Annotated in this window: 21 protein-coding genes; 8 read left to right on the plus strand and 13 right to left on the minus strand. The window is 63.5% G+C overall.

Translation table 11 applies throughout. The features are described from left to right. Positions 1 to 4: 4 nt before the first annotated feature. The 3 genes from JQ567_RS33340 to JQ567_RS33350 all read right to left on the minus strand — a co-directional run bounded on the left by JQ567_RS33340 (position 5) and on the right by JQ567_RS33350 (position 2,460). Positions 5 to 577: a TRAP transporter small permease gene (locus JQ567_RS33340; protein ID WP_212442747.1), complete on the minus strand. Its 573-nt coding sequence runs from the start codon at positions 575 to 577 to the stop codon at positions 5 to 7. Positions 578 to 667: 90 nt separating this feature from the next. Continuing rightward, entirely contained in the window at positions 668 to 1,645 is a 978-nt protein-coding gene (locus JQ567_RS33345; protein WP_212001978.1) for a sialic acid TRAP transporter substrate-binding protein SiaP, read from the minus strand. An 80-nt stretch (positions 1,646 to 1,725) separates the two neighbouring features. Continuing rightward, positions 1,726 to 2,460, minus strand: a complete 735-nt coding sequence (locus JQ567_RS33350) for a FadR/GntR family transcriptional regulator (RefSeq protein ID WP_212442748.1) — start codon at positions 2,458 to 2,460, stop codon at positions 1,726 to 1,728. Positions 2,461 to 2,647: 187 nt separating this feature from the next. On the opposite strand from JQ567_RS33350, the gene JQ567_RS33355 reads away from it, so the two are divergent. The 6 genes from JQ567_RS33355 (at position 2,648) to JQ567_RS33380 (ending at position 7,115) form a co-directional block, all read left to right on the plus strand. Beyond that, the gene (locus JQ567_RS33355) at positions 2,648 to 4,117 is read left to right on the plus strand and encodes a mannitol dehydrogenase family protein (protein WP_212442749.1); all 1,470 of its coding nucleotides are present in this window, start codon (positions 2,648 to 2,650) and stop codon (positions 4,115 to 4,117) included. A 297-nt stretch (positions 4,118 to 4,414) separates the two neighbouring features. Continuing rightward, positions 4,415 to 4,747, plus strand: coding sequence for a hypothetical protein (locus JQ567_RS33360; protein WP_212442750.1), 333 nt, complete (start codon positions 4,415 to 4,417; stop codon positions 4,745 to 4,747). An 83-nt stretch (positions 4,748 to 4,830) separates the two neighbouring features. Beyond that, entirely contained in the window at positions 4,831 to 5,025 is a 195-nt protein-coding gene (locus tag JQ567_RS33365) for a hypothetical protein (RefSeq protein WP_212442751.1), read from the plus strand. A gap of 312 nt (positions 5,026 to 5,337) precedes the next feature. Continuing rightward, positions 5,338 to 5,787 (plus strand): nuclear transport factor 2 family protein, encoded by a 450-nt coding sequence (locus JQ567_RS33370; RefSeq protein ID WP_212442752.1) that lies wholly within the window; start codon positions 5,338 to 5,340, stop codon positions 5,785 to 5,787. Positions 5,788 to 5,978: 191 nt separating this feature from the next. Further along, the gene (locus JQ567_RS33375; protein WP_212442753.1) at positions 5,979 to 6,719 is read left to right on the plus strand and encodes a DUF3750 domain-containing protein; all 741 of its coding nucleotides are present in this window, start codon (positions 5,979 to 5,981) and stop codon (positions 6,717 to 6,719) included. A gap of 186 nt (positions 6,720 to 6,905) precedes the next feature. Next, positions 6,906 to 7,115 carry a hypothetical protein gene (locus tag JQ567_RS33380; protein WP_212442754.1) on the plus strand — a complete coding sequence of 70 codons (210 nt, stop codon included), beginning with the start codon at positions 6,906 to 6,908 and terminating at the stop codon, positions 7,113 to 7,115. A 190-nt stretch (positions 7,116 to 7,305) separates the two neighbouring features. Here the strand turns inward: JQ567_RS33380 and JQ567_RS33385 are convergent, their stop codons facing one another. The 9 genes from JQ567_RS33385 to JQ567_RS33425 form a co-directional block, all read right to left on the minus strand. Further along, entirely contained in the window at positions 7,306 to 7,653 is a 348-nt protein-coding gene (locus JQ567_RS33385; protein ID WP_212442755.1) for a RidA family protein, read from the minus strand. Positions 7,654 to 7,671: 18 nt separating this feature from the next. Continuing rightward, positions 7,672 to 8,793 (minus strand): FAD-binding oxidoreductase, encoded by a 1,122-nt coding sequence (locus JQ567_RS33390; RefSeq protein WP_212442756.1) that lies wholly within the window; start codon positions 8,791 to 8,793, stop codon positions 7,672 to 7,674. Continuing rightward, positions 8,790 to 10,208, minus strand: a complete 1,419-nt coding sequence (locus JQ567_RS33395) for an NAD(P)/FAD-dependent oxidoreductase (protein ID WP_212442757.1) — start codon at positions 10,206 to 10,208, stop codon at positions 8,790 to 8,792. The genes JQ567_RS33390 and JQ567_RS33395 overlap by 4 nt, the downstream gene beginning before the upstream one ends. Then, positions 10,205 to 10,501 (minus strand): (2Fe-2S)-binding protein, encoded by a 297-nt coding sequence (locus JQ567_RS33400; RefSeq protein WP_212001941.1) that lies wholly within the window; start codon positions 10,499 to 10,501, stop codon positions 10,205 to 10,207. Before JQ567_RS33400 ends, JQ567_RS33395 begins: the two co-directional genes overlap by 4 nt. Positions 10,502 to 10,536: 35 nt before the next feature. Further along, entirely contained in the window at positions 10,537 to 11,676 is a 1,140-nt protein-coding gene (locus JQ567_RS33405; protein ID WP_212442758.1) for an FAD-binding oxidoreductase, read from the minus strand. 19 nt (positions 11,677 to 11,695) lie between these two features. Beyond that, positions 11,696 to 12,502: an ABC transporter permease gene (locus JQ567_RS33410; RefSeq protein ID WP_212442759.1), complete on the minus strand. Its 807-nt coding sequence runs from the start codon at positions 12,500 to 12,502 to the stop codon at positions 11,696 to 11,698. Beyond that, positions 12,499 to 13,380, minus strand: coding sequence for an ABC transporter permease (locus JQ567_RS33415; RefSeq protein WP_212442760.1), 882 nt, complete (start codon positions 13,378 to 13,380; stop codon positions 12,499 to 12,501). The genes JQ567_RS33410 and JQ567_RS33415 overlap by 4 nt, the downstream gene beginning before the upstream one ends. Then, a complete protein-coding gene (locus JQ567_RS33420) occupies positions 13,377 to 14,420 on the minus strand; it encodes an ABC transporter ATP-binding protein (protein ID WP_212442761.1) in 1,044 nt (347 codons plus the stop codon). Before JQ567_RS33420 ends, JQ567_RS33415 begins: the two co-directional genes overlap by 4 nt. Positions 14,421 to 14,519: 99 nt before the next feature. After that, positions 14,520 to 15,554 carry an ABC transporter substrate-binding protein gene (locus tag JQ567_RS33425; protein WP_212442762.1) on the minus strand — a complete coding sequence of 345 codons (1,035 nt, stop codon included), beginning with the start codon at positions 15,552 to 15,554 and terminating at the stop codon, positions 14,520 to 14,522. Between the two features lie 253 nt (positions 15,555 to 15,807). Here JQ567_RS33425 and JQ567_RS33430 point away from each other — a divergent pair, with 253 nt between their 5' ends. After that, positions 15,808 to 16,719 carry a LysR substrate-binding domain-containing protein gene (locus tag JQ567_RS33430; RefSeq protein WP_212442763.1) on the plus strand — a complete coding sequence of 304 codons (912 nt, stop codon included), beginning with the start codon at positions 15,808 to 15,810 and terminating at the stop codon, positions 16,717 to 16,719. 7 nt (positions 16,720 to 16,726) lie between these two features. On the opposite strand, the gene JQ567_RS33435 is transcribed toward JQ567_RS33430, so the two are convergent. Then, a complete protein-coding gene (locus tag JQ567_RS33435; RefSeq protein ID WP_212442764.1) occupies positions 16,727 to 18,259 on the minus strand; it encodes a porin in 1,533 nt (510 codons plus the stop codon). 643 nt (positions 18,260 to 18,902) lie between these two features. Between JQ567_RS33435 and JQ567_RS33440 the strand changes: the two genes are divergently transcribed. Further along, a complete protein-coding gene (locus JQ567_RS33440; protein WP_212385932.1) occupies positions 18,903 to 19,214 on the plus strand; it encodes a hypothetical protein in 312 nt (103 codons plus the stop codon). Positions 19,215 to 19,347 lie beyond the last annotated feature (133 nt).

The following is a 19,347-nucleotide window of genomic DNA, read 5'->3' on the forward strand; positions in this document are numbered from 1 at the left end:
CGCCCTACCCTTCCGTCCCGTCGAACGCGCCGGGGCGCTCCAGTATCGAATAGCCGCGCCGCCAGTTTTCGATCGCGATCTGGATCGACCGGCCGAACATCAGCACGAAGCCGAGCAGCACGCCGTAATAGACAAAGCCTTTTTCAATCTTGATCGTCGTCATCCGCTCTTCGCCGATGATCTGGATGTAGACCCAGACCAGCTTGATCGCATAGCCGAAGAAAGCGATCCGGATCAGGTCGATCACGGTCGAGAGCCCGCGCGCCACCGAATGCGGCAGATAACGGAACACCAGGTCGACCTGGATGTGCCGCGACAGCCGCACGCACATCGACGAGCCGATAAACACCACGCCGATCAGGCAATAGGTCGCGATCTCCTCGGTCCAGGCGTAGCTGTCGTTGAGGACGTAGCGGGTGAAGAACTGCAGGAAGACGCACAGCGCCATGATCCAGAAGATCACCAGCGCCAGCCAGTCCTCGAACGCATACGGACGGAGGTCGGCGCCCTTCGGCGCCTCGTCCTCGAACGTATGGGCGATCTCCTCCGCCGTGATCTGCTTGTGCACTTCAGCCATGGAGTTGGGCTTTCTTTCCAAACTGGCCTGAGGTGGCTCGCCCCTGCCCGCCACGAAGACCGCAGCGGACAGAGGCAAAAGCCCGTCGGTTTACTTCACCGCCTGGATGCGATCCCAGTCGGCCTTGCGGTAGTCGAAGCTTTCAAAGCTCGTGGTCTTGATCACGGTGTCACGGAACGCGGCCTTGTCGACCTCGGTGACGGTGAGACCCTTCTGCTTGAAGAAATCGACCAGCTTGGCCTCGTTGACCTTGATCTCGCCGGTTGCCTTGGCAGCGGCTTCCTGGGTCACTTCGGTGAAGATCTTGCGATCCTCTTCGCTGAGCTTCTTCCAGAGCCCGCCGGAAATGATCGTGTTGAGGTGGTCGACGATGTGACCGGTCAGCACGATGTGCTTCTGCACCTCGTAGAACTTCTTCGCCTCGATGGTGGTGAGCGGATTTTCCTGGGCTTCCACGGTGCCGTTCTGCAGCGCCAGGTAAACCTCGGCGAAGGCGATCGGCGCGGTGTTGGCGCCGCAGGCGCGCGGCATCGCCAGATACGCCGGCACGTCGGGCACGCGTATCTTGAGGCCCTTCATGTCCGCGCAGGCCTTGATCGGGCGGTTCGACGAGGTATGACGCACGCCGTAATAGGTCACCGCCACGATGCGGTGGCCGGTCTTGTCTTCATAACCCTTGGTGAGATCCTTGAAGACATCGCTCTTGGTGTAGGCCAAAAGATGATCGGCATCGCGGAAAGTGTAGGGATAGTAGGTCACGCCGATCGGCGGGAAGCTCTTGGCCGCAAAGCTGGAGCCCGAGATGATGATGTCGACCGAGCCCAGCGAAAGGCCCTGGTTGATGTCGGCTTCCTTGCCGAGCTGCGAGGCCGGATAGACGTCGATCGCATAGCGGCCGTTGGTGCGTTTGCCGATCTCCTGCGCGGCCCACACCGACGCGGTGTGGAACGGCTCCGACGTCTCATAGACGTGCGCCCATTTGAGCTTGGTCTGCGCCATGCCGGCGCTGGTGGCGGCTACAAGCGCGGCAGCGGAAGCCGCCAATACAATTGTCAATTTCTTCAACATGAAATCTCTCCTCCGTTGTTACATTTGATTTTCTTACTCAACCGCTTCGGCCTTTTTGGCCGAACCGTTCGAATGCGTGATCAGCCGCTCCCGGCCTGCGCGCGAGGCGATGTTGCCTCGGCTCCAAAATTTTGTGCAAAGCGTTCCTGCGAACGCGCCAGATGCTCGCGCATGGCAAGGCGCGCGGCGTCGGGATCGCGGGCGGCGATGGCATCGCGGATCGCCTGATGCTCGGCGAGCGCAGCGCCCCAGGATTCCGGGTTCTCGAAATAATGCGCCAGCTTGGCGAAATAGGGATTGAGCCGCTGGTCGAACAGTTCGCCGACGACGCGAACCAGCACGGCGTTATCGAGACTACCCGCCACCGCGACATGGAAGGCGCGGTCGTGGATCATCGAGGCGTCGCCGGGATGCTGGGTGTTTGCCATCGCCAGCAGCGAGGCGTCGATGCGCGCGATATCCTCCGGCTTCGCCACCCTCGCCGCCTGCTCGGCGATGGCGCCTTCGATGAATTCGCGGGCGCGGAGCAGCTCGAACGGCCCTTCGATCATTGCGGAGGCCGGCAAAGGCGTGGCAAGCGCGGCCGGGTCGCTGACATAGATTCCGGAGCCGACACGAATGCGAACACGTCCTTCGACTTCGAGCGCGATCAGCGCTTCGCGTACGGTGGGACGGGAGACCTTCAGTTGTTCGGCGATATCGCGTTCGGTCGGGAGCCTGGAGCCGACGGCATATTCGCCGCTGTCGATCAAGGCGCGCAGCTGATCGGCAACCTGGCGATATAGGCGTCGCGCTTCCACTGCCTCTAACGGCACGCTGGTTTCCTCCGAACGACCTCGTGGATCGATTCTTTTCTGGTTGGCTCTGGCCAATCGGCTGGTCAAAGCCAAACCAACTAATCGGTAAATTGGCCTTACCAATTGACCAAAGATTGACCTTACGGGCGCGCTATGTCAAGGCGAATGGCGAAAATTCCGCCATTCCAACCGCAAGGAGGCCGATTTGCGCCTCTCGAACGCCAGCCTCGCCCGGCTTCCCGGCCATATCCGCCGCCCCGGTTACGACCGCGCACGCGTCACATCCGGCATCGTCCATCTCGGAATCGGCGCCTTCCACCGTGCGCACCAGGCGGTCGTGATCGACGACCTGCTCGCAAACGGCCCGACGGATTGGGGAATCATCGGCGCCAGCCTTCGAAGTTCGGACACCTACGACGCCCTCGCCCCGCAGGATTGTCTCTATGCGGTTGCCGTTCGCTCCGGCGCGGGCACTGAACACCGGATCATCGGCTCGGTGCTGCAGACGGAAGTCGCCAAAAGCAATCCCGCGCAATTGATCGCGCGCATGGCTGATCCCGCCACGCGCATTGTCTCGCTGACGATCACCGAGAAAGGCTATTGCCACACGCCGCAGACCGGCGAACTCAACGCTGACCATCCCGATATTGTCCACGACCTTGCAAACCCGGATGCACCGCGATCGGCTCCGGGATTCATCGTGGCCGCGTTGGCGCGCCGCCGCGCGGCTGACATCGCGCCCTTCACCGTTCTCTCCTGCGACAATCTTTCGGCCAACGGCCATACCGTGAAACGGATCCTGACGCAGTTCGCTCACCTGCGCTCACCGGAGTTCGGAAAGTGGGTCGCCGATCACGTCGCCTGCCCGTCAACGATGGTCGACCGTATTGTCCCCGAGACCACCGACGCCGATCGCGCGGCAGTCTCGTCCGAACTCGGCATGACCGACGCATGGCCCGTGATATCAGAGCCGTTCACGCAGTGGATCGTCGAAGACAATTTTCCGGCCGGCCGCCCCGATTTCGCCCGCGCCGGCGTGCAGCTCGTCACTGACGTGACGCCGTTCGAACACATGAAGCTGCGGCTGCTCAACGCCAGCCATTCGGCGCTGGCCTATCTCGGCTATCTCGCGGGCCATGAGACCATTGCCGCTGCGATGACCGACGATCGTTTTGCGGCGTTCGCCCATGGCGTGATGCAAGAATCCGCCGTGACGCTTTCGATGCCCGAGGGGACTGACCTGGCGGGATACAGCGCCTCGCTTCTCGAGCGCTTTGCCAACCCAGCCCTGCGTCACCGCACCTGGCAGATCGCGATGGACGGATCGCAGAAACTGCCGCAGCGGCTGCTCGGCACGATGCAGGACCGGCTGCGGCAGGGCTTGCCGATTGATACGCATGCGCTCGCCGTCGCAGGCTGGATGCGCTACGTCACGGCGAGCGATGAAAAGGGACAGGCGATCGACGTGCGCGATCCCCTCGCGGCGGAACTGGCCGCGATCGCCGAAAAAGCCGGCCCCGTCGCAGATCGGCTGGCGCCTGCTTTGCTCGACATTGGTTCGATCTTCGGTGAATTTGGAAACGACCCCCGCCTGCGCGACGCCGTGACGCGCGAGCTGGCGAAGCTCTACGAATTGGGCGCCCGTCGGGCGGTGCAGGCCTGGCGGCCGTCATAAACTGATCGGCGAGCGCACCCGATGTGAGAAAGGCGGCCCGAAGGCCGCCTTCCAATCCGAATGCCGTCAATCGATTTCCTCGATCACCATTCGCTCGCCCGGATCGACAAGATAGGTCCGGTTTTCGCGATGAATGTACCGATACTCGGGCAGCGCGGGGCGTCCCGGATAAACGAGCCCGAGGCTGCCGGGTTCCCATTTCCGCAGTGCCAACGTCGCGTGGCCGGGAACATTCCAAATCCGGGAACATTCGGTAGGCGGTGGGGTTGGTGGTCATCGACCTGAAGGAGTTCAGTCATGAAGAAATTGATCGTAGTGCTCGCGATTGGCGCCGGCACGCTGCTCGCTACCGGCGCAACGGCCGCACCGCTCTCGAATGGCATTACCGTGATGCCGGATAACGGCATCGAACATGTCAGAATGGTCTGCGACGAGTATGGCCAATGCTACCGTACCCGTGGCGGCCGCCGCGTCGTCATTCAACGCGAATACGGCGACAGCTACAATTATTACGCTCCGCGTGAGCGATACATCGAACGCCGCGGCTATTACAATGACGGCCCGAGCGTCGGTATCGGCGTGGGACCCGGCGGAGTCGGTGTTGGATTTGGCGCCGGACCGCGCTGGTAGGATTTCAGTTTCGCAAGTCGAGGCCGCAGAGAAATCTGCGGCCTTCGGCGCGCCCGGTTTCCGGTACCGCGTGAGGATTTGAGATGGACGAAAACAAGTTCGCCGCGCTGCTGGGTCACGCAGCGCTGAAGGTGTGGCCGGAGCTGTCGCGCGACGCCCAGGAAATGTTGTTCGCGGCTGCCGTCGATGACGGCATCATTGCAAATACGCTCGCAACCTACCTGCACGATCATCATCCCCGCACCGCCCACCCACCCAAGCCGACGGTGCTGGTCTGATTCTGATCTGCATGGCGGCAGAATTTTGCGACTACACGCAGTACTGCTCGAAAGCCTTTGCTCGGCTGAAGCTGACGCTCGCCAGATTGCAAGCACCAAGATTGCAAACCTGGCGTGGGCTACGGGAGCGACTTCGTTCCCTCTCGCAGCGCACACCGCTGATAATACTTTCAGAAGACACAACCCTGTGTTTCAATCGGTCCTGCGGAAACCGCAACCGCGTGCGTCCGTAGGCCGGATCCTGCCCCGATCGCGAGTCCCGGCCAGCAGAAAACAACGCACGGTCTCAAAACATAACAACGGAGGAAATCCATGGACATCGATCGTCGTCAGCTTGCGTTACCGGTACTCGCCATCGGACTTCTCGGCGTGATGCCAGCCTTCGCCGGCGCCGATGAAGATGCGGTCGCCAAGAACCTCGAGGCCTTCCGCACCGCGCAGGCCGCCGCCAACGCCGAGGGGCTCGCCGCTCTCTGCGCAGCCGAACTCAGCTACAGCCACTCGGATGGCCGGGTCGAGGACAAGGCGGCCTTCATCGCCGGCGCGACCAGCGGAAAATCGAAGTGGCTGTCGCTGACCTATAAAGACCCCGCGATCCGCGTCGTCGGCCCGGCCGCGATCGTCCGGTTCCAGTGGCTCGGCGAGCAGGAAGCCGTCGCCGACGGCAAGAAGAGCTCCACCAACCTCCACATCCTGATGAACTGGCAGAAGCAAGGATCGGACTGGAAACTGCTGTCCCGCTCGGCGACCAAGCTCGGGTAGCAAGCCGCGGAGCAGCGCTCAAGCCAGCGCGCCGGATCATCGGTGCGCTGGCTGACGCCTCCCGATGGATCGCGCCAGTCTCCCTTGCGAGCAGCGCCTCCTTCATAAGGCCACGGCCAGAAACTGGCGCAAACAGAAAGTCGAACTATATCAGGGATCGTTGTTTCCATATCAATCACTCCCGCCGCCCCTTGATCAAACCCGTCATCATCTTTCTGTCGTTGGTTTTTTTCCCGATCGGTGTATCGGCGGCCCGCTATTGGTCCGACGAACCGCGCGGCGGCTGGCAGACGGCGGACCGCTCCAGCGCCGGGCTCTTGCCCGAGGCATCCCGCCATCCCGATGCGGTCATTCGCGTTTATGGCGCGCGCACGCTGCGATGGAAGTCGATCTTCGCGATCCACACCTGGATCGTTGTCAAAGAGCAGAACGCCGCGACCTACACCCGCTATGACTACACCGCCTGGGGCGAGCCGATTCGGACCAACGGCTTCGCGGCCGATGCGCGCTGGTTCGGCGCCACCCCCGAAACCATCGTCGCGGTCGATGGCGAGGAAGCAAGTCGCCTCATTCCCAAGATCCGTCACGTCGTCGAAAATTATCGATTCCGGGCCTATGGCGACTACAGCCCGTGGCCGGGTCCGAACTCCAACACCTTCGTGCAGGCCGTCCTCAACGCGGTCCCCGAACTGATGGCTGTGCTGCCGCCCACCGCGATCGGAAAAGACTATCCCTACGAGGGCAAGTCATTCGGACTGACGGCTTCCGGTACCGGCGTTTTTGCGTCGCTCGGAGGTTATCTCGGCCTCACCATCGGATGGGTCGAAGGCTTCGAAATCAATTTCCTCGGCGCAGTGCTGGGATTCGATGTTCGCCGGCCGGCGCTGAAATTTCCGGGCATCGGCCGATTGGGAATGCCGGCCGGAAGTTAACCCGCCGTTAACCTTGTGCCGCTGACCGGATTGGCGTCGTCAGACGCGCATCCGTCACTCGTCCGATGCGGCAAAAATTGATGCCTGATGCGCGCTTTTTGACCTCGCATTTGTGCGCTGCAATATCTATGTAGGAATCAGGAAGGAAATTCGCCCCAAGGACAACTCCGAAAAGGAGCCATTCTAATGGCGAATGTTCTAACCACTGGGGCCTGGCTTTCTGCCCCGACCGAAAAAACTTCATTTTTTGCAAGATTGTTGCGCGCTCGTATCGAATCCAATGAGCGACGGGCTGCCCGCGCCGTTGAGACGTACGTTACCGACCACGGGCTGCAAAACCTGTCTGATGATGCCGAGCGCCAAATTGATCGCCTGTTCTCCAGAGCGGGGCGATAGCCATGGTCACACTCATCATCATGCAGGTCGCAACCAGGCTCGCTCGGTTTGGCAAACAGGCTCATGAGACGTGGCGCGAAACCCAGCGCCTCCGTCGCAGCCTCGCCGGCCCCGCGGAAGAATAGCCGCACCCCGCACGGTCCCCTTCGTTTCACCGGTCAGCTGGTGAAACGAGAGGGAAATGCCCGCGTCAGCCCTTGAGCGCGGTGACCACGACCTCAATCAAGGCACCGCCACCGAGATCGGCCACGCCGACGGTGGCGCGCGCCGGCAAATTGTCGCCGAAGAATTCGGTCCAGGCCGCGTCCATCTCCTTTTTCCTGGAGAGATCCGTCACAAAGATCGAGGCGCTGACGACGCGCGATCGATCCGTGCCCGCCTCTTTCAGATAGCCGGCGATCTTGCCGAGGATGTTGCGGGTCTGCTCGCCCATCGAGACGCTGGTGTCGTCGGCGATCGTGCCGCCGACAAAGACGAATCCGTTGGCCTCGACCGCGCGGTGCATGATCGGGGTGCGGATGTTGCGGATGATGTTCATGATGTCCTCATCTTGGGTCTAGGGTGGGGAAGATTGAAAGCGGTCGATGCCGAGATCGCCGATCCGGGTCTGGGTGCCGCCGCTCGCGATCAGCTCCGTCATCACGGCGCCGGCGCCGGGGCCGAGCTGGAAGCCGTGCAGCGAGAAGCCGAACTGGTGATAGAGCCCTGAATGGCGGGCGCTCGGGCCGAAGACGGGCAGTTCGTCGCGGGTCCGCGCCTCGATGCCCGCCCACGCGCGCAGGATGGTGGCGCTGCGCATCACGGGAAATAATTCGAACACGGTGCGGGCGCTGATGGCGAGACTGCGCCAGTCCAGCACCGTCTCGTTGCGATCCTGGTCCGGCGTCGCCAGATGGCCACCGCCGATCAGCACCGTGCCATTGGCGAACTGTTTGAAGGACAGCTTGCGGCCGCGCAGGATCACCACGGGATCGATGAAATGCGGCACGCGGGACGTGATCATCAGCATCGGCGCGACGGTCTCGACCGGCACCGGCTCGCCGAGATCAGCGGCGATGCGGCCGGCCCAAGCGCCTGCGGCATTGACGAGCACCGGCGCCGCATAGGTTTCGGCACCGACATCAACCTGCCACAGCCCATCCTGCTTTCGAATGTTGGTTGCGGCGACGCCCTCAACGACGGTGGCGCCGAGCGCTTCTGCCTTGCGGCGGATCGCGGTGGTGGTTCGCGCCGGTTCGGCCGCGCCATCGCGCCGCGACACCACGCCGCCAGGGCAGCTCTCCGCCACCGCCGGCACCAGCCGCCGCAGCTCCGGCCCGTCGATCAGCTCCTCGTGGGTGAAGCCGAGCGCGTTCAGTTCGGCGACGCGCGCGCGACAGGCATCGAATTCGGCGGCGTTCTCGGCGACCAGCACCTGGCCGTGGCTTTCGAAGCCGCAGCTATCGTCGACCAGCGCTTCGATCCGCTCCCAAATTCCCATCGAGCGGATCGAGAGCGGGATCTCGGCGACATGCCGTGCAAGCTGGCGGACGCCGCCGGCATTCACGCCCGAGGCGTGGCGGCCGGCATAGTCCTTCTCGATCAGCACCGGCTTCATGCCGGCGAGGCACAGGTGAAGCGCGGTCGAGCATCCGTGGATGCCGCCACCGACAATGATGGCATCCGCAAGCTTCGTCATCCGCGCACCACCGCATTGACGTCGGCTTCCGTCTTCGGCACCGCCGCCAGTTCCGCCAGCGTGATCGGCTTCACCGGTGCGCGCAGCCGGTAATAGCCGATCTCCTGAGGACTCTTGCCGCGGGCTTGCGCCATCAACTCGGTGACCGTCAGGCCGCAGAGCCGGCCCTGGCAGGGACCCATGCCGGTGCGGCGATAGGCCTTGAGCTGGTTCGGACCGGTCGCACCGATCGCGACGGCGTCGAGAATGTCCTTGGCCGATACCTCCTCGCAGCGGCAGACGATGGTGTCGCCCGAAGGGATGCGAAACTGCGGGGCCGGACGGAACAGCGTGTCGAGGAAAATGCGGCCGCGCTCAGCCTTTACCAGCGACGCCTTGAAAGATGCCATCGGTGCGAGCCTGGCAGCAGCCGCCGGCGCCAGCGCCTCGACCGTGGCGCATGCGGCGATACGGCCGCGGACAATGGCGGCTTCCGCGCCGCCGATCCCGGCACCGTCGCCGGCGATCGCGATGCCTTCAACCGATGTGTTGCCGTCACGATCGAGCACCGGCGACCAGCACAATTGCAAATCATCCCAGCGATGCTCGATCCCTGATGCCATCGCCAGGTTGACGTTGGGCACCACGCCCTGGTGCAGCAGCAGCAACTCGGCGGGGATCGTCTCGCGCCGGCCGCCGGACAGATAGGTGACGGTTGCGAGCTGGCCGTCGCCGGCAGCAGCGAGTTCGCTGATACCAGTCACGACCGGCACTTTGGCGCGCACCTGCTTCATCAACGCAAAACCCTTTGCGAAATAGGGCGACGTCATGAAGGCGAAGGCGTGAGGCAGCGCGGCAAGATAATTTCGACGCTCGGTGGTATCGAGGATGCGGTCGATGCGGCCGCCGAGGCGCAGGATCTGCGCGGCGAGCAGCCACAGCAGCGGCCCTTGGCCGGCGATCACGGTGCGCCCGTCCGGCACGAGGCCCGATGATTTCAGCATCGTCTGCGCCGCGCCGGCGGTCATCACGCCCGGAAGGGTCCAGCCCGGAATCGGAAACGGCCGCTCCAGCGCACCCGTCGCCAGAATTACACGACGCGCCTTGACGAAGAACGACGCGCCGGCGACCGACACGCCGATCTCGAGATTGCGGTCGAGGCTCCAGACCGTGGCGCGCTGGATGATCTCGGCGCCGCTCGATCGCACCGCTTCGACAAGTTCCGCGCCCGCCCAATAGTCGGCGCCGAGATGGTCGCGTTCCGTCACCGGGGTCGAAGCGATGGCGCGCCAGACCTGGCCGCCGGGGCCGGCATTCTCGTCGAGCAGCAGCGTCGACAGGCCAGCCTCGGCCGCGGTCGCGGCGGCGGCGAGCCCGGCGGGACCTGCCCCGATCACCACGACATCATAACTGTCGCGCCTGGCAGTCGTGTTCATCGGCCGATCTCCCGCTTGCCCTTCTGGATTTCGATCTGCATGCCCTCGGCGACGGGCACCAGGCAGCCCTGACGATTGCCGACGCCGTCGATGGTGACGAGGCAGTCGAAGCACACACCCATCATGCAATAGGGCAAGCGCGGCGCACCGCTCACCGCGGTCGCGCGGCGCACGTCACGGCCGGAGGCGAGCAATGCTGCGGAAACCGTATCGCCCTCGCGCGCCGCGACGGCGGCGCCGTCCACGACGATGTGCACGGATCGTCTGCTGTCCTGATCGGATCGTTTGAACATTGGCTGCCTCTTCGCCCCTTCGGGTCGTGTCGATGTCAGTAGTAGCCGCTGCCGGTCGCAGCATGGTTCGCGTCGAAGCGGCGGGCCGAGAACGCGCCGACCAGTTCCGGTTCGAGCGCGCCCGCCGCCACCATCCGCGCAATCTCGAAGGCGTGGTTGGAAGCCAGCGTCACGCCGGAATGACAGCAGGTGACGAACGCGCCCGGCGCGCTCTCCGACTGATCGTAGATCGGGAAACCATCCCGCGGCATCACGCGGATGCCGGACCAGGTGCGCACGACGTTCAGGCGCGCCAGATGCGGAAACGTGCGCTGCGCCCGATCCGCCATCACGGCGCTGACCGAATGGTTCAGTGTGCGATCGTCGAGCTGATCTTCCTTGCTGTCGCCGATCATCACCGTGCCCTCGTCGGTCTGGCGAATGGTGGTCAGGGGATGCGGCAGGAACGGCATGGTGCGCTCGGTCACGACGATCTGGCCGCGGGTCGGGCCCATCGGCGCCGACAGGCCGACCATCGGCGCGAGCGACTGGTTGGCGTTGCCGGCGGAGAGCACGACCTTGCCGGCGCGGATCTCGCCCTGCGCTGTCGAGAGCTTGAATTCGCCGCCGCTCCGCGCGATCGCCGAGACCGGCCGCTCGGGAAAGTACTCGATGCCGAACAACTTCAGCCCGGTGTGGAAGGCGCGGAAGGTGCGCAGCGAATTAACGTGCCCGTCCCAGGGACAGAAGCTGCCACCGGAGACCTCCGGCCCGATCAGCGGCAGCATCTTCTTGACCTCGGAGGCCGACAGCATCTCCATCCGGTAATCAGCCGCGCCGACCTGGTTGTGCATGCGCGTGACAAGCTGCGCGCGCTGCGCAAACTCGTTCTCGCCAAGCGTCAGGTGGAAACCGCCATTCTGCTGCAGGGCGACGTCGAGCCCGGTCTGGTCTTTCAATTCGGCGGCGAGCTTGCCCCAGGTTTCGGAGGCCCGCATGGTCCAGCCGGTGTAGGCCGGCATGCCGAGGCCTTTGCTCTGCACCCAGACCAGCGCGAAGTTTGCCCGCGAAGCGCGCTTGGCGATGTCGCCCTCGTCGAGGACGACGACCCGCTTTCCGAGCCGGCCAAGACCCCAGGCGATAGCGGAGCCAAGAAGTCCGCCGCCCACGACAGCGACGTCATAGTCTTTTGACATAGGTTTTCCTTGGGTTCCCCTAGCGCCCCGGGTCGTTCTTGCCGGCCAGCACGCGGTCTAGCCCGTAGAAGCGGTCGAGCAGGATCAGGGCGGTCATGGTGATCGCGATCACGCTGGCCGAGACTGACGTCACCAGCGGATCGATGTTGTCCTGGATGTAAAGGAACATGCGAACCGGCAGCGTCTCGGTGCCGGGCGTCGCCAGGAAGACGGTCATGGTCAGATCGTCAAAGGATTGAATAAAGGCCAGCGCCCAGCCGCTGATGACGCCCGGCAGGATCAGCGGCAGTGTCACGCGGCGGAACAGCGTCCAATCCCCGGCGCCGAGCGAGACCGCGGCCATCTCGATCGAGCGATCCATGCCGGTCGCCGCAGCCAGCGTCAGCCGCAATGCGAACGGAAACACCACCACCACATGCGCGACCAGCAGTCCTGCAAAACTGCCGCCAATGCCGATCGCCGTGAAGAAGCGCAGGAAAGCGATGCCGAGCACAACATGCGGGATCATCAGCGGTGACAGGAACAACGCTGCGAGGGTGTCGCGGCCGCGAAAACTGTAACGGGCGATGGCAAGCGCCGCCGGCACCGCGAACAGCACCGCCACCAGCGAGGACAGCGCACCCAACCCGAGGCTCACCCAGAACGCATGGACGAACTCGGGATAGTTCGCGATCGTCCTGAACCAGCGCAGCGAGAAACTGGTGGTCGGCAGCGACAAGTAGCCCTCGGGCGTGAAGGCGACGAGGCAGACCACCAGGATCGGCGCCAGCATGACGATAACGAAGATCGTATGGAAGATCAGCGCGAGCGGGCCGTTCGTCCTCATCGGAACACCTCGGCATAGCGCCGCTCGATCAGCGCGTTGCTGCCGACGACGATCAGCACCAGCGCCACCAGCAGCAGCACCGCCACCGCCGCACCGAGCGGCCAGTTCAGCGTGTTGAGAAATTCGTCATAGGCGAGCGTCGCCGCGACCTTGAGCCGGCGGCCACCGATGATGGCGGGCGTCGCGAAAGCGCTGGCGGACAGCGAGAAAACGATGATCGCGCCCGACAACACGCCCGGCATGATCTGCGGCAACACGATGCGGCGGATGATCGTGAACGGGCCGGCGCCGAGCGACAGAGCGGCGTTCTCGATCTGCGGGTCGACGCGCTGCAGCGCGGCCCAGACCGACAGCACCATGAACGGCATCATCACATGCGCGAGCGCGATGACGATGCCGGTCTCGGTGAACATGAAGGGCAGCGGCGAGCCGATCAGCCCGAGCGACATCAGGAGCTTGTTGACGAGGCCGTTGCTGCCGCCGAACAGCAGCGCCCAGCCCAGCGTGCGCGCCACCACGGAGATCAGCAACGGGCCAAGGATCACCAGCAGGAAGAAGCTCTTCCAGCGTCCGCTCATGCGGTTGAGGATGTAGGCCTCCGGCGCACCGAGCACGGCGGTGATCAGCGTCGTCAGCAGCGCGATGCGGAACGTCCGCCAGAACATCTCGGCAAAATAGGGATCGGTCGCGACCTCGTGCCAGTTCTTCAGGATGAAGACCGGCTCGATGCCCTTGTACTGGCCCCAGTCGTGGAACGAGAGCATCACCGTCATGGCAAGCGGAATCACCAGCACGCCGACGAACAGCATCAGCGCGGGCGCGGTCAGCAGCCACGCCGTGCGCGCGTCGCGCCCGTCCGTCGTTGGTGCCGCGCTCATGCGGCACCTCCGGCGCGGCGCAGACTCATGTCTTCCGGCCGCCAGGCGAGCCGAACGGCCTCGCCCTCCGCGGGCTGCGGCTGGCCGTCGTTCTGGCGGATCACGATCACCGCGCCGCATTCGCTCTCGCACTGGAACAGCCAGTGATTGCCCTGGAAGATGCGGGTGACGATCTTCGCCGCGAGCCCGGCGTCGCCGAAGCCGATCCGCTCGGGGCGGATGCTGACCGTCACCGGACCCGCAAGGCCGGCCGGTGCCGGCGCGCTCCAGGAGCCCGCGATCAGCCGTCCCGGCGTGGCGGTCCGGTCGATGGTCGCGGCGAAATCATTGGTCTTGCCGAGGAACTGGGACACGAAGGCGGACGCCGGCCGCTCGTAGGTTTCCTGCGGCGTTCCGATCTGCTCGATGCGGCCCTGGCTCATCACCACAATCCGGTCGGACAGCGACATCGCCTCGTTCTGGTCGTGGGTGACGAGAATCGTGGTGGTGCCGAGATTTCGCTGGATCTGGCGCAGCTCGATCTGCATCTCCTCGCGCAGCTTGGCGTCGAGGTTCGACAGCGGCTCGTCGAGCAGCAGCACGCTCGGCCGGATCACGAGCGCGCGGGCAAGCGCGACGCGTTGCTGCTGACCGCCGGACATCCGCCGCGGATAACGCTCCTCGTATCCGGCGAGCCCGACCATGGCCAGCGTCGCGCGGACGCGCTCGCGGCACTCGGACCGCGGCACTCGCCGCATCTCGAGGCCAAAGGCGACGTTCTCGGCCGCCGTCATATGCGGGAACAGCGCGTAGCTCTGAAAGACGATGCCGAGCCCGCGCTTCGCCGGCTGCACCACGGTCAGGTCGCGTCCCTCGAGCCGGATCGCGCCGCGCGAGGGGTCGAGGAAACCCGCGATCATCTGCAGCGTCGTGGTCTTGCCACAGCCCGACGGACCGAGGAAGGAGACGAACTCGCCCTTGCCGACGGTCAGACTGAAGTCATCGACCACAGTCTGCGTGCCGAACTGTTTTGCGACACGGTCGAGCTCAAGAAAGGACATGGATGCTTCCGGGTGCTGCTGTGGCAAAGCGCGACGATGGGCCTGCGGCGTCGCGCGGAGCCATCGCCGAAATCGTGTCCGCCGGCGTCGAGCCTTGGTTCAGCGCTCGACCTCGCGATTCCAGCGCTTGGTCCATTCCTCGCGCTTGTCGTTGATGACGGTCCAGTCGGGCGTATAGAGCTTTGCGGCGCGCTCGCCGATCGGTGCCATCTTGCCGAGCTCCGGCGGAACCACGACAGACTTCAATACCGGGCCGTAGCCGTAGTCCTTCAACAGCACGAGCTGTATCTTCGGCTCGAGCAGCGTCTTGACGAATGCCGAGGCAAGCGGCGATGCGTTTGGCTTGGTGATCGGACAGGCGGTCGTCAGCAGCGTGGCCGCACCTTCCTTCGGATAGACGAAGTCGACGGGGAAGCCGGTGTTGGCGAAGCTCTGGACCCGGGCCGTGCCCCATACGGCCAGCACGGCCTGGCCGGACTGGAACAGCTCGGTCATCTTGCCCGGCGAAGGCTCATAGGCCAGCACGTTGGGATTGACGTCGGCCTTGATGATCTTGAAGCCGGCGTCGACATTGGCCTCGCTGCCACCGTTCATCCGGGCGAGCATCAGCAATGTGTGCAGACCATAGGTGTTGTTGATGGGCGGAATGACCAGTTGCTTCTGATACTTTGGATCCTTGAGATCGTTCCAGGAGGTCGGCGGCGCCCAGCCTTTCTCCGCGAAGATCTTGGTGTTGTACATCAGACCGGTTGCGACCAGACCAATGCCAACCGCGCGGTCGTCCTTGAAGCGCGCGGCCTCGTAGATATCGGCGGGAAGCCCTTCGAGCTTGCCGCAGAAGCCGAGCTGGATGGCCTGGTACATCGGACCGTCATCGACGATCGCCACATCGATCTGCTGGTTGCCCTTCTGCGCTTGCAGCTTGGCGAGCGTGTCTGTCGAGTTGCCGGCGACATATTCGACCTTGACGCCGTTCGCCTTTTCGAAGCTCGGGATGACTTCGTCGCGCATCGTCTTCTCAAAGGAGCCGCCGTAACCGGCGACATAGAGTGTCTTCTGCTGCGCCAAGCCCGCCGACGGGGCCAAGGCGATCGCGGCAATGCTGACGGCTCCGACGAGGGCGAGATGCTTCATATCGATCGATCTCCAATATCCGTTTGCTGGGTGACACCCGGAGCGCATCTGTTCTGACCGGCTATCGGTATCGCGGTACGACGCCATGTCGGATCCGCGCGGAAATTTGGCCTGCACCGGTCCGCTCCCCGACCGGTTTCGCCCAAAAAATCAGCTACCTCCACCCTTGATGAAAAAGATCGCAATCCACGCTTTCGTCGTCCAATTAATAATGGCACCCTCTTCATGCCGGAATGTTATGGATGGAGCGAAGATGGCGCGGATCAATTCGCGGCAGGTCGAAGCCTTCCGCGCGATGATGCTGACAGGCAGCGTGACGGAAGCGGCAAAGCTGATGGCTGTGACTCAGCCGGCCGTCAGCCGGTTGCTGCGCGACTTCCAGGCGCTGCTGAAGATGGAGCTGTTCGACAAGCGCGGCACCGGACTGGTGCCGCGGGCTGCCGCGACGGCGCTCTACATGGAGGTCGAACGGTCGTTCGTCGGTCTCGAGCGGATCACGGCAGCAGCCGAGGAAATCCGCAGCCGCCGGACCGGCACGCTGCGGATCGCGGCCCTGCCGGCGCTGTCCAACGGCTATCTGCCGAGGCTCTCCGGGCGATTCCTGATGGAGCGGCCGAACCTCAATTTATCGTTCTTCGGCGTGATCTCACCGATTGTGGTCGACTGGGTGTTGAACAACCAATGTGACATCGGATTCGCCGAAGTGCCGATCGCCCATGCGGGATTGTCGAGCGTGCGGTTACCGGCGCCGGCCCGCGTCGCCGTTTTGCCAACCGGACACCGGCTCGCGGCCAAGGCAACGCTGCAGCCGCGCGATTTCGAAGGCGAGACCTTCGTGTCCCTGACGACGGGATCGACCGGCCGACATCTGGTCGACCAGGCTTTCAATCGCGACGATGTCCGCCGGGTTCTTCGGGTCGAGACCAGCCTCTCGGAAATCATGTGCGGGTTGGTGTCATCCGGCCTCGGGGTTGCGATCTGCGATCCCTTCACGGCGCAGGAGTTCGAGAGCCGCGGCGTCGTGGCGCGACCTTTCCTGCCGCGGATCGATTTCGAATTCGCTGCGGTGTTTCCGCCGCAGCGCAGTCCCTCGCCAGTGGCATTGGACCTGGTGGAAGCCATGCGGCAGTCGCTCAGCGAGATGAGCAACCCGCCGCAAGCGTAGGCCCGTCTTACCAGTTGCGCTGGGCGCGGAAGGCGAGTGACAATGTGCCCTGGTCCTTGAGTTCGTACAGGGCTGCCGGCTTGACACTGACGGCCGGCAAGGCGGCGACGCCGGAATATTGCTGATCCACCAGCGTGTACATCAGCTCACCCGTGAAAGTGAGGTTCTTCACGGGAGACCAACGCGTGTTCGCACCGACCTGCGCAACGTTGAAGTTCGGATTGCAGGTCGAGCCGGGCGTCAGGAAGGTGGCGACGGTGGCGCAGATATAACCTCTTGCCGTGGCATTGTAGCTGACGGACGTGTAGGAGCCGAAGAGCGCTGAGTTCCACTGGCTGTTCCAGTTGTGCGTGTAGCCAGTACGAAAGCCCCACAGTTTGGTCGTCTCGATCCCGTTGCCGGTCGTGAAAATGCCGTCGGAAACGCCGCCAATACTCAGGCCTTGGTAAACGCCAGCCAGGCCGCTGCTGCCGTACATGGCGACGGTGGGTGCGACCAGACTCTGCCAGACGTAACGGCTGGCACCGTCCGAATAGCCAAATGAAATATCGATGTCGTCGCCCGGGCCGGTCGGCAGGTTCTTGATCGTCATGGCCAGTTGACCAGCCCAGCCCCACTTGTCGCTGGGATGACCTGAAGTTTCTGTCCCGCCGTAATAGGCCGCGTGGATGTTGTGCGCGGCTACCGAGGCCTGGAACATGCCCCAAGCCTGGTCGACGCGAAGCATGCCGACGATGTCGGGAGCCCGCGTGCCGCCGAAGGCATTGGCGCCATACACGCCGCCCGCGAAGTTGGCCGCGGTGAGGGTTGACGCGTTCCACAAATTGGTCTGGTAGTAGGTGACCTGATCCTGCAACGAGATCGTAGCGCTGACGCCCTGACCAAAATCCGCCGTATAGGAAAACTGGTTTACGCCGGTTTGGTCGGAGTGGCCGCCGAGCAGCGCGTCCGTGATGTTGGCGGGATAGCCGGCGAATGGTGCGTCGAACTGGGATATTGCCCTGCCGATCGTGAAGCCGGCGAACTGGATGAACGCGAAGTTGAGGGCGAACGAACCACCGGATAGACCGCCGTCAGAGGGGTTACCAACACCACCAAAGCCGCCGGCCTGGGCGGCCGCAGAGTAAACGGTGCCGCCAGCGCCGGTGGAGGCATAGGTACCCGAGGTCCAGGAAAAATTCGCATCGAAGTATGTACGGAGCACGCCATATTCGGTCGCGGTACGCGTATCGATGTTGAGGTTTTCGCGGGCGCGCGCGAAATAGTAGTTGCTCAACCGGCTTTTTTGACCCGCGGCGCCACTCCAGGCCGGGGTGCCCTGAATGCCACCGCCGTTGAAGGTGACATCGGCGCGCAGGTATCCGCCGAGCTTGATGCAGGTGTCGGTACCCGGGATGAAGTAGAAGCCATTTCCATAGAGGGAGCAGATCCTGACATATTCGACCGCCTTGGCCTTGACTGGTAGATCCGCGGCCTGGGCTGCGCCCGTGGCGACGAGACACGCTGCCGAGGCAAGCACTGCGCTGTTGATTAACTTCATGGTCCGCTTCCCTGCACTTTCGGAGGGCCCTCGTTCAGGCCTCGCTCCGAAACGATTTGATTATCTTAGGTCGCAGATTTAGGTAACGATCCGAGCACCGGACAGTCGGCACATGTGTCTTCAGACTTCTTTCCTGGAGAGTGTTACGCGAAAGGCACAAGGACCGGCCCTTCCCTCATAAAATGGATGCACTGCTCTGCGTTGCTTGCAGTGCTGCGCGCCTTGCGCTGGCGATGATCACGGAAAACATCGAAGCCGAGCGGCACGGCTGGAGGTCCAGGTTGCAACGACACTGGCCTCTGCAGAGCAGGCCATCAAAAAAGATCAGGCAGTCGACACGCTCATCGCGATGCGTGGTTGTCGTCACCGGGACTTCAGCAACCGAGATAGTTTTGGCACCTCTGGCCCTGGAAACGCTCAGGGCGGCGCCACTGTTCGCAGAAGGAAAAAGCCCCAGCTCGGAGGCTAGCGAGCTGAGGCCAAGGCTTGCTGGACCAGATGCGCTGAAAGCCCAGCGGCGTGAGCATAGGCTCCGATCGCGCCCTCATCTATCATCCGTTTGATTTACCTCGGATTTTCCAAACACAGAGGATTGGAACAGAGTAAGGTTCCATACCCTGTTTTCGCGCGAGAGTTATTCCGTATGCCTCGCTCCCCGTCCATCGTGCCACATCGCGGCGATCACGACATCTATCTGGTGCTAAACGATTTTGGCAGGCTCGGACGCGCCTGGTGCGAGGCAGACGAGGAAGGCACCGACCGCGAGGCGCTGATCCGCCGTCTCCTGGAAGACCAGTTTAGCCATCCGGTGCGGATCGTCGCCTTCAATACCGCCGAGGGCTGGTCGCGCGACGTCACGGTCGATATTGCCGACGAGTTGCGTCGGCGCTTTCCTGAATTCGATGAGGTGCCGCTCTCGGTGCAGGAGTTCTTGGAAACCGCTGTCCGGCGCTGAGCACGGGATTGGTGTCAAAGCATCGGATCGCTCTTATGTGGCGGCCGGTGCAAGCATTGGATCAAGGTCAAGAACCGCACGCATCGCGCGATGGAGCGGGTGCCGGACAATCTTCCATAGCTGTAGCGGGACC

This window comes from Bradyrhizobium sp. AUGA SZCCT0431 (assembly GCF_018131065.1).
Lineage (GTDB): Bacteria > Pseudomonadota > Alphaproteobacteria > Rhizobiales > Xanthobacteraceae > Bradyrhizobium.

Excerpts from the sequence above, each read along its gene's own strand:
- JQ567_RS33340 (WP_212442747.1), bottom strand. The coding sequence starts at position 577 with ATGGCTGAAGTGCACAAGCAGATCACGGCGGAGGAGATCGCCCATACG.
- JQ567_RS33345 (WP_212001978.1), bottom strand. The coding sequence starts at position 1,645 with ATGTTGAAGAAATTGACAATTGTATTGGCGGCTTCCGCTGCCGCGCTT.
- JQ567_RS33360 (WP_212442750.1), top strand. The coding sequence starts at position 4,415 with ATGAAGAAATTGATCGTAGTGCTCGCGATTGGCGCCGGCACGCTGCTC.
- JQ567_RS33365 (WP_212442751.1), top strand. The coding sequence starts at position 4,831 with ATGGACGAAAACAAGTTCGCCGCGCTGCTGGGTCACGCAGCGCTGAAG.
- JQ567_RS33370 (WP_212442752.1), top strand. The coding sequence starts at position 5,338 with ATGGACATCGATCGTCGTCAGCTTGCGTTACCGGTACTCGCCATCGGA.
- JQ567_RS33380 (WP_212442754.1), top strand. The coding sequence starts at position 6,906 with ATGGCGAATGTTCTAACCACTGGGGCCTGGCTTTCTGCCCCGACCGAA.
- JQ567_RS33385 (WP_212442755.1), bottom strand. The coding sequence starts at position 7,653 with ATGAACATCATCCGCAACATCCGCACCCCGATCATGCACCGCGCGGTC.
- JQ567_RS33390 (WP_212442756.1), bottom strand. The coding sequence starts at position 8,793 with ATGACGAAGCTTGCGGATGCCATCATTGTCGGTGGCGGCATCCACGGA.
- JQ567_RS33395 (WP_212442757.1), bottom strand. The coding sequence starts at position 10,208 with ATGAACACGACTGCCAGGCGCGACAGTTATGATGTCGTGGTGATCGGG.
- JQ567_RS33400 (WP_212001941.1), bottom strand. The coding sequence starts at position 10,501 with ATGTTCAAACGATCCGATCAGGACAGCAGACGATCCGTGCACATCGTC.
- JQ567_RS33405 (WP_212442758.1), bottom strand. The coding sequence starts at position 11,676 with ATGTCAAAAGACTATGACGTCGCTGTCGTGGGCGGCGGACTTCTTGGC.
- JQ567_RS33410 (WP_212442759.1), bottom strand. The coding sequence starts at position 12,502 with ATGAGGACGAACGGCCCGCTCGCGCTGATCTTCCATACGATCTTCGTT.
- JQ567_RS33415 (WP_212442760.1), bottom strand. The coding sequence starts at position 13,380 with ATGAGCGCGGCACCAACGACGGACGGGCGCGACGCGCGCACGGCGTGG.
- JQ567_RS33420 (WP_212442761.1), bottom strand. The coding sequence starts at position 14,420 with ATGTCCTTTCTTGAGCTCGACCGTGTCGCAAAACAGTTCGGCACGCAG.
- JQ567_RS33425 (WP_212442762.1), bottom strand. The coding sequence starts at position 15,554 with ATGAAGCATCTCGCCCTCGTCGGAGCCGTCAGCATTGCCGCGATCGCC.
- JQ567_RS33430 (WP_212442763.1), top strand. The coding sequence starts at position 15,808 with ATGGCGCGGATCAATTCGCGGCAGGTCGAAGCCTTCCGCGCGATGATG.
- JQ567_RS33435 (WP_212442764.1), bottom strand. The coding sequence starts at position 18,259 with ATGAAGTTAATCAACAGCGCAGTGCTTGCCTCGGCAGCGTGTCTCGTC.
- JQ567_RS33440 (WP_212385932.1), top strand. The coding sequence starts at position 18,903 with ATGCCTCGCTCCCCGTCCATCGTGCCACATCGCGGCGATCACGACATC.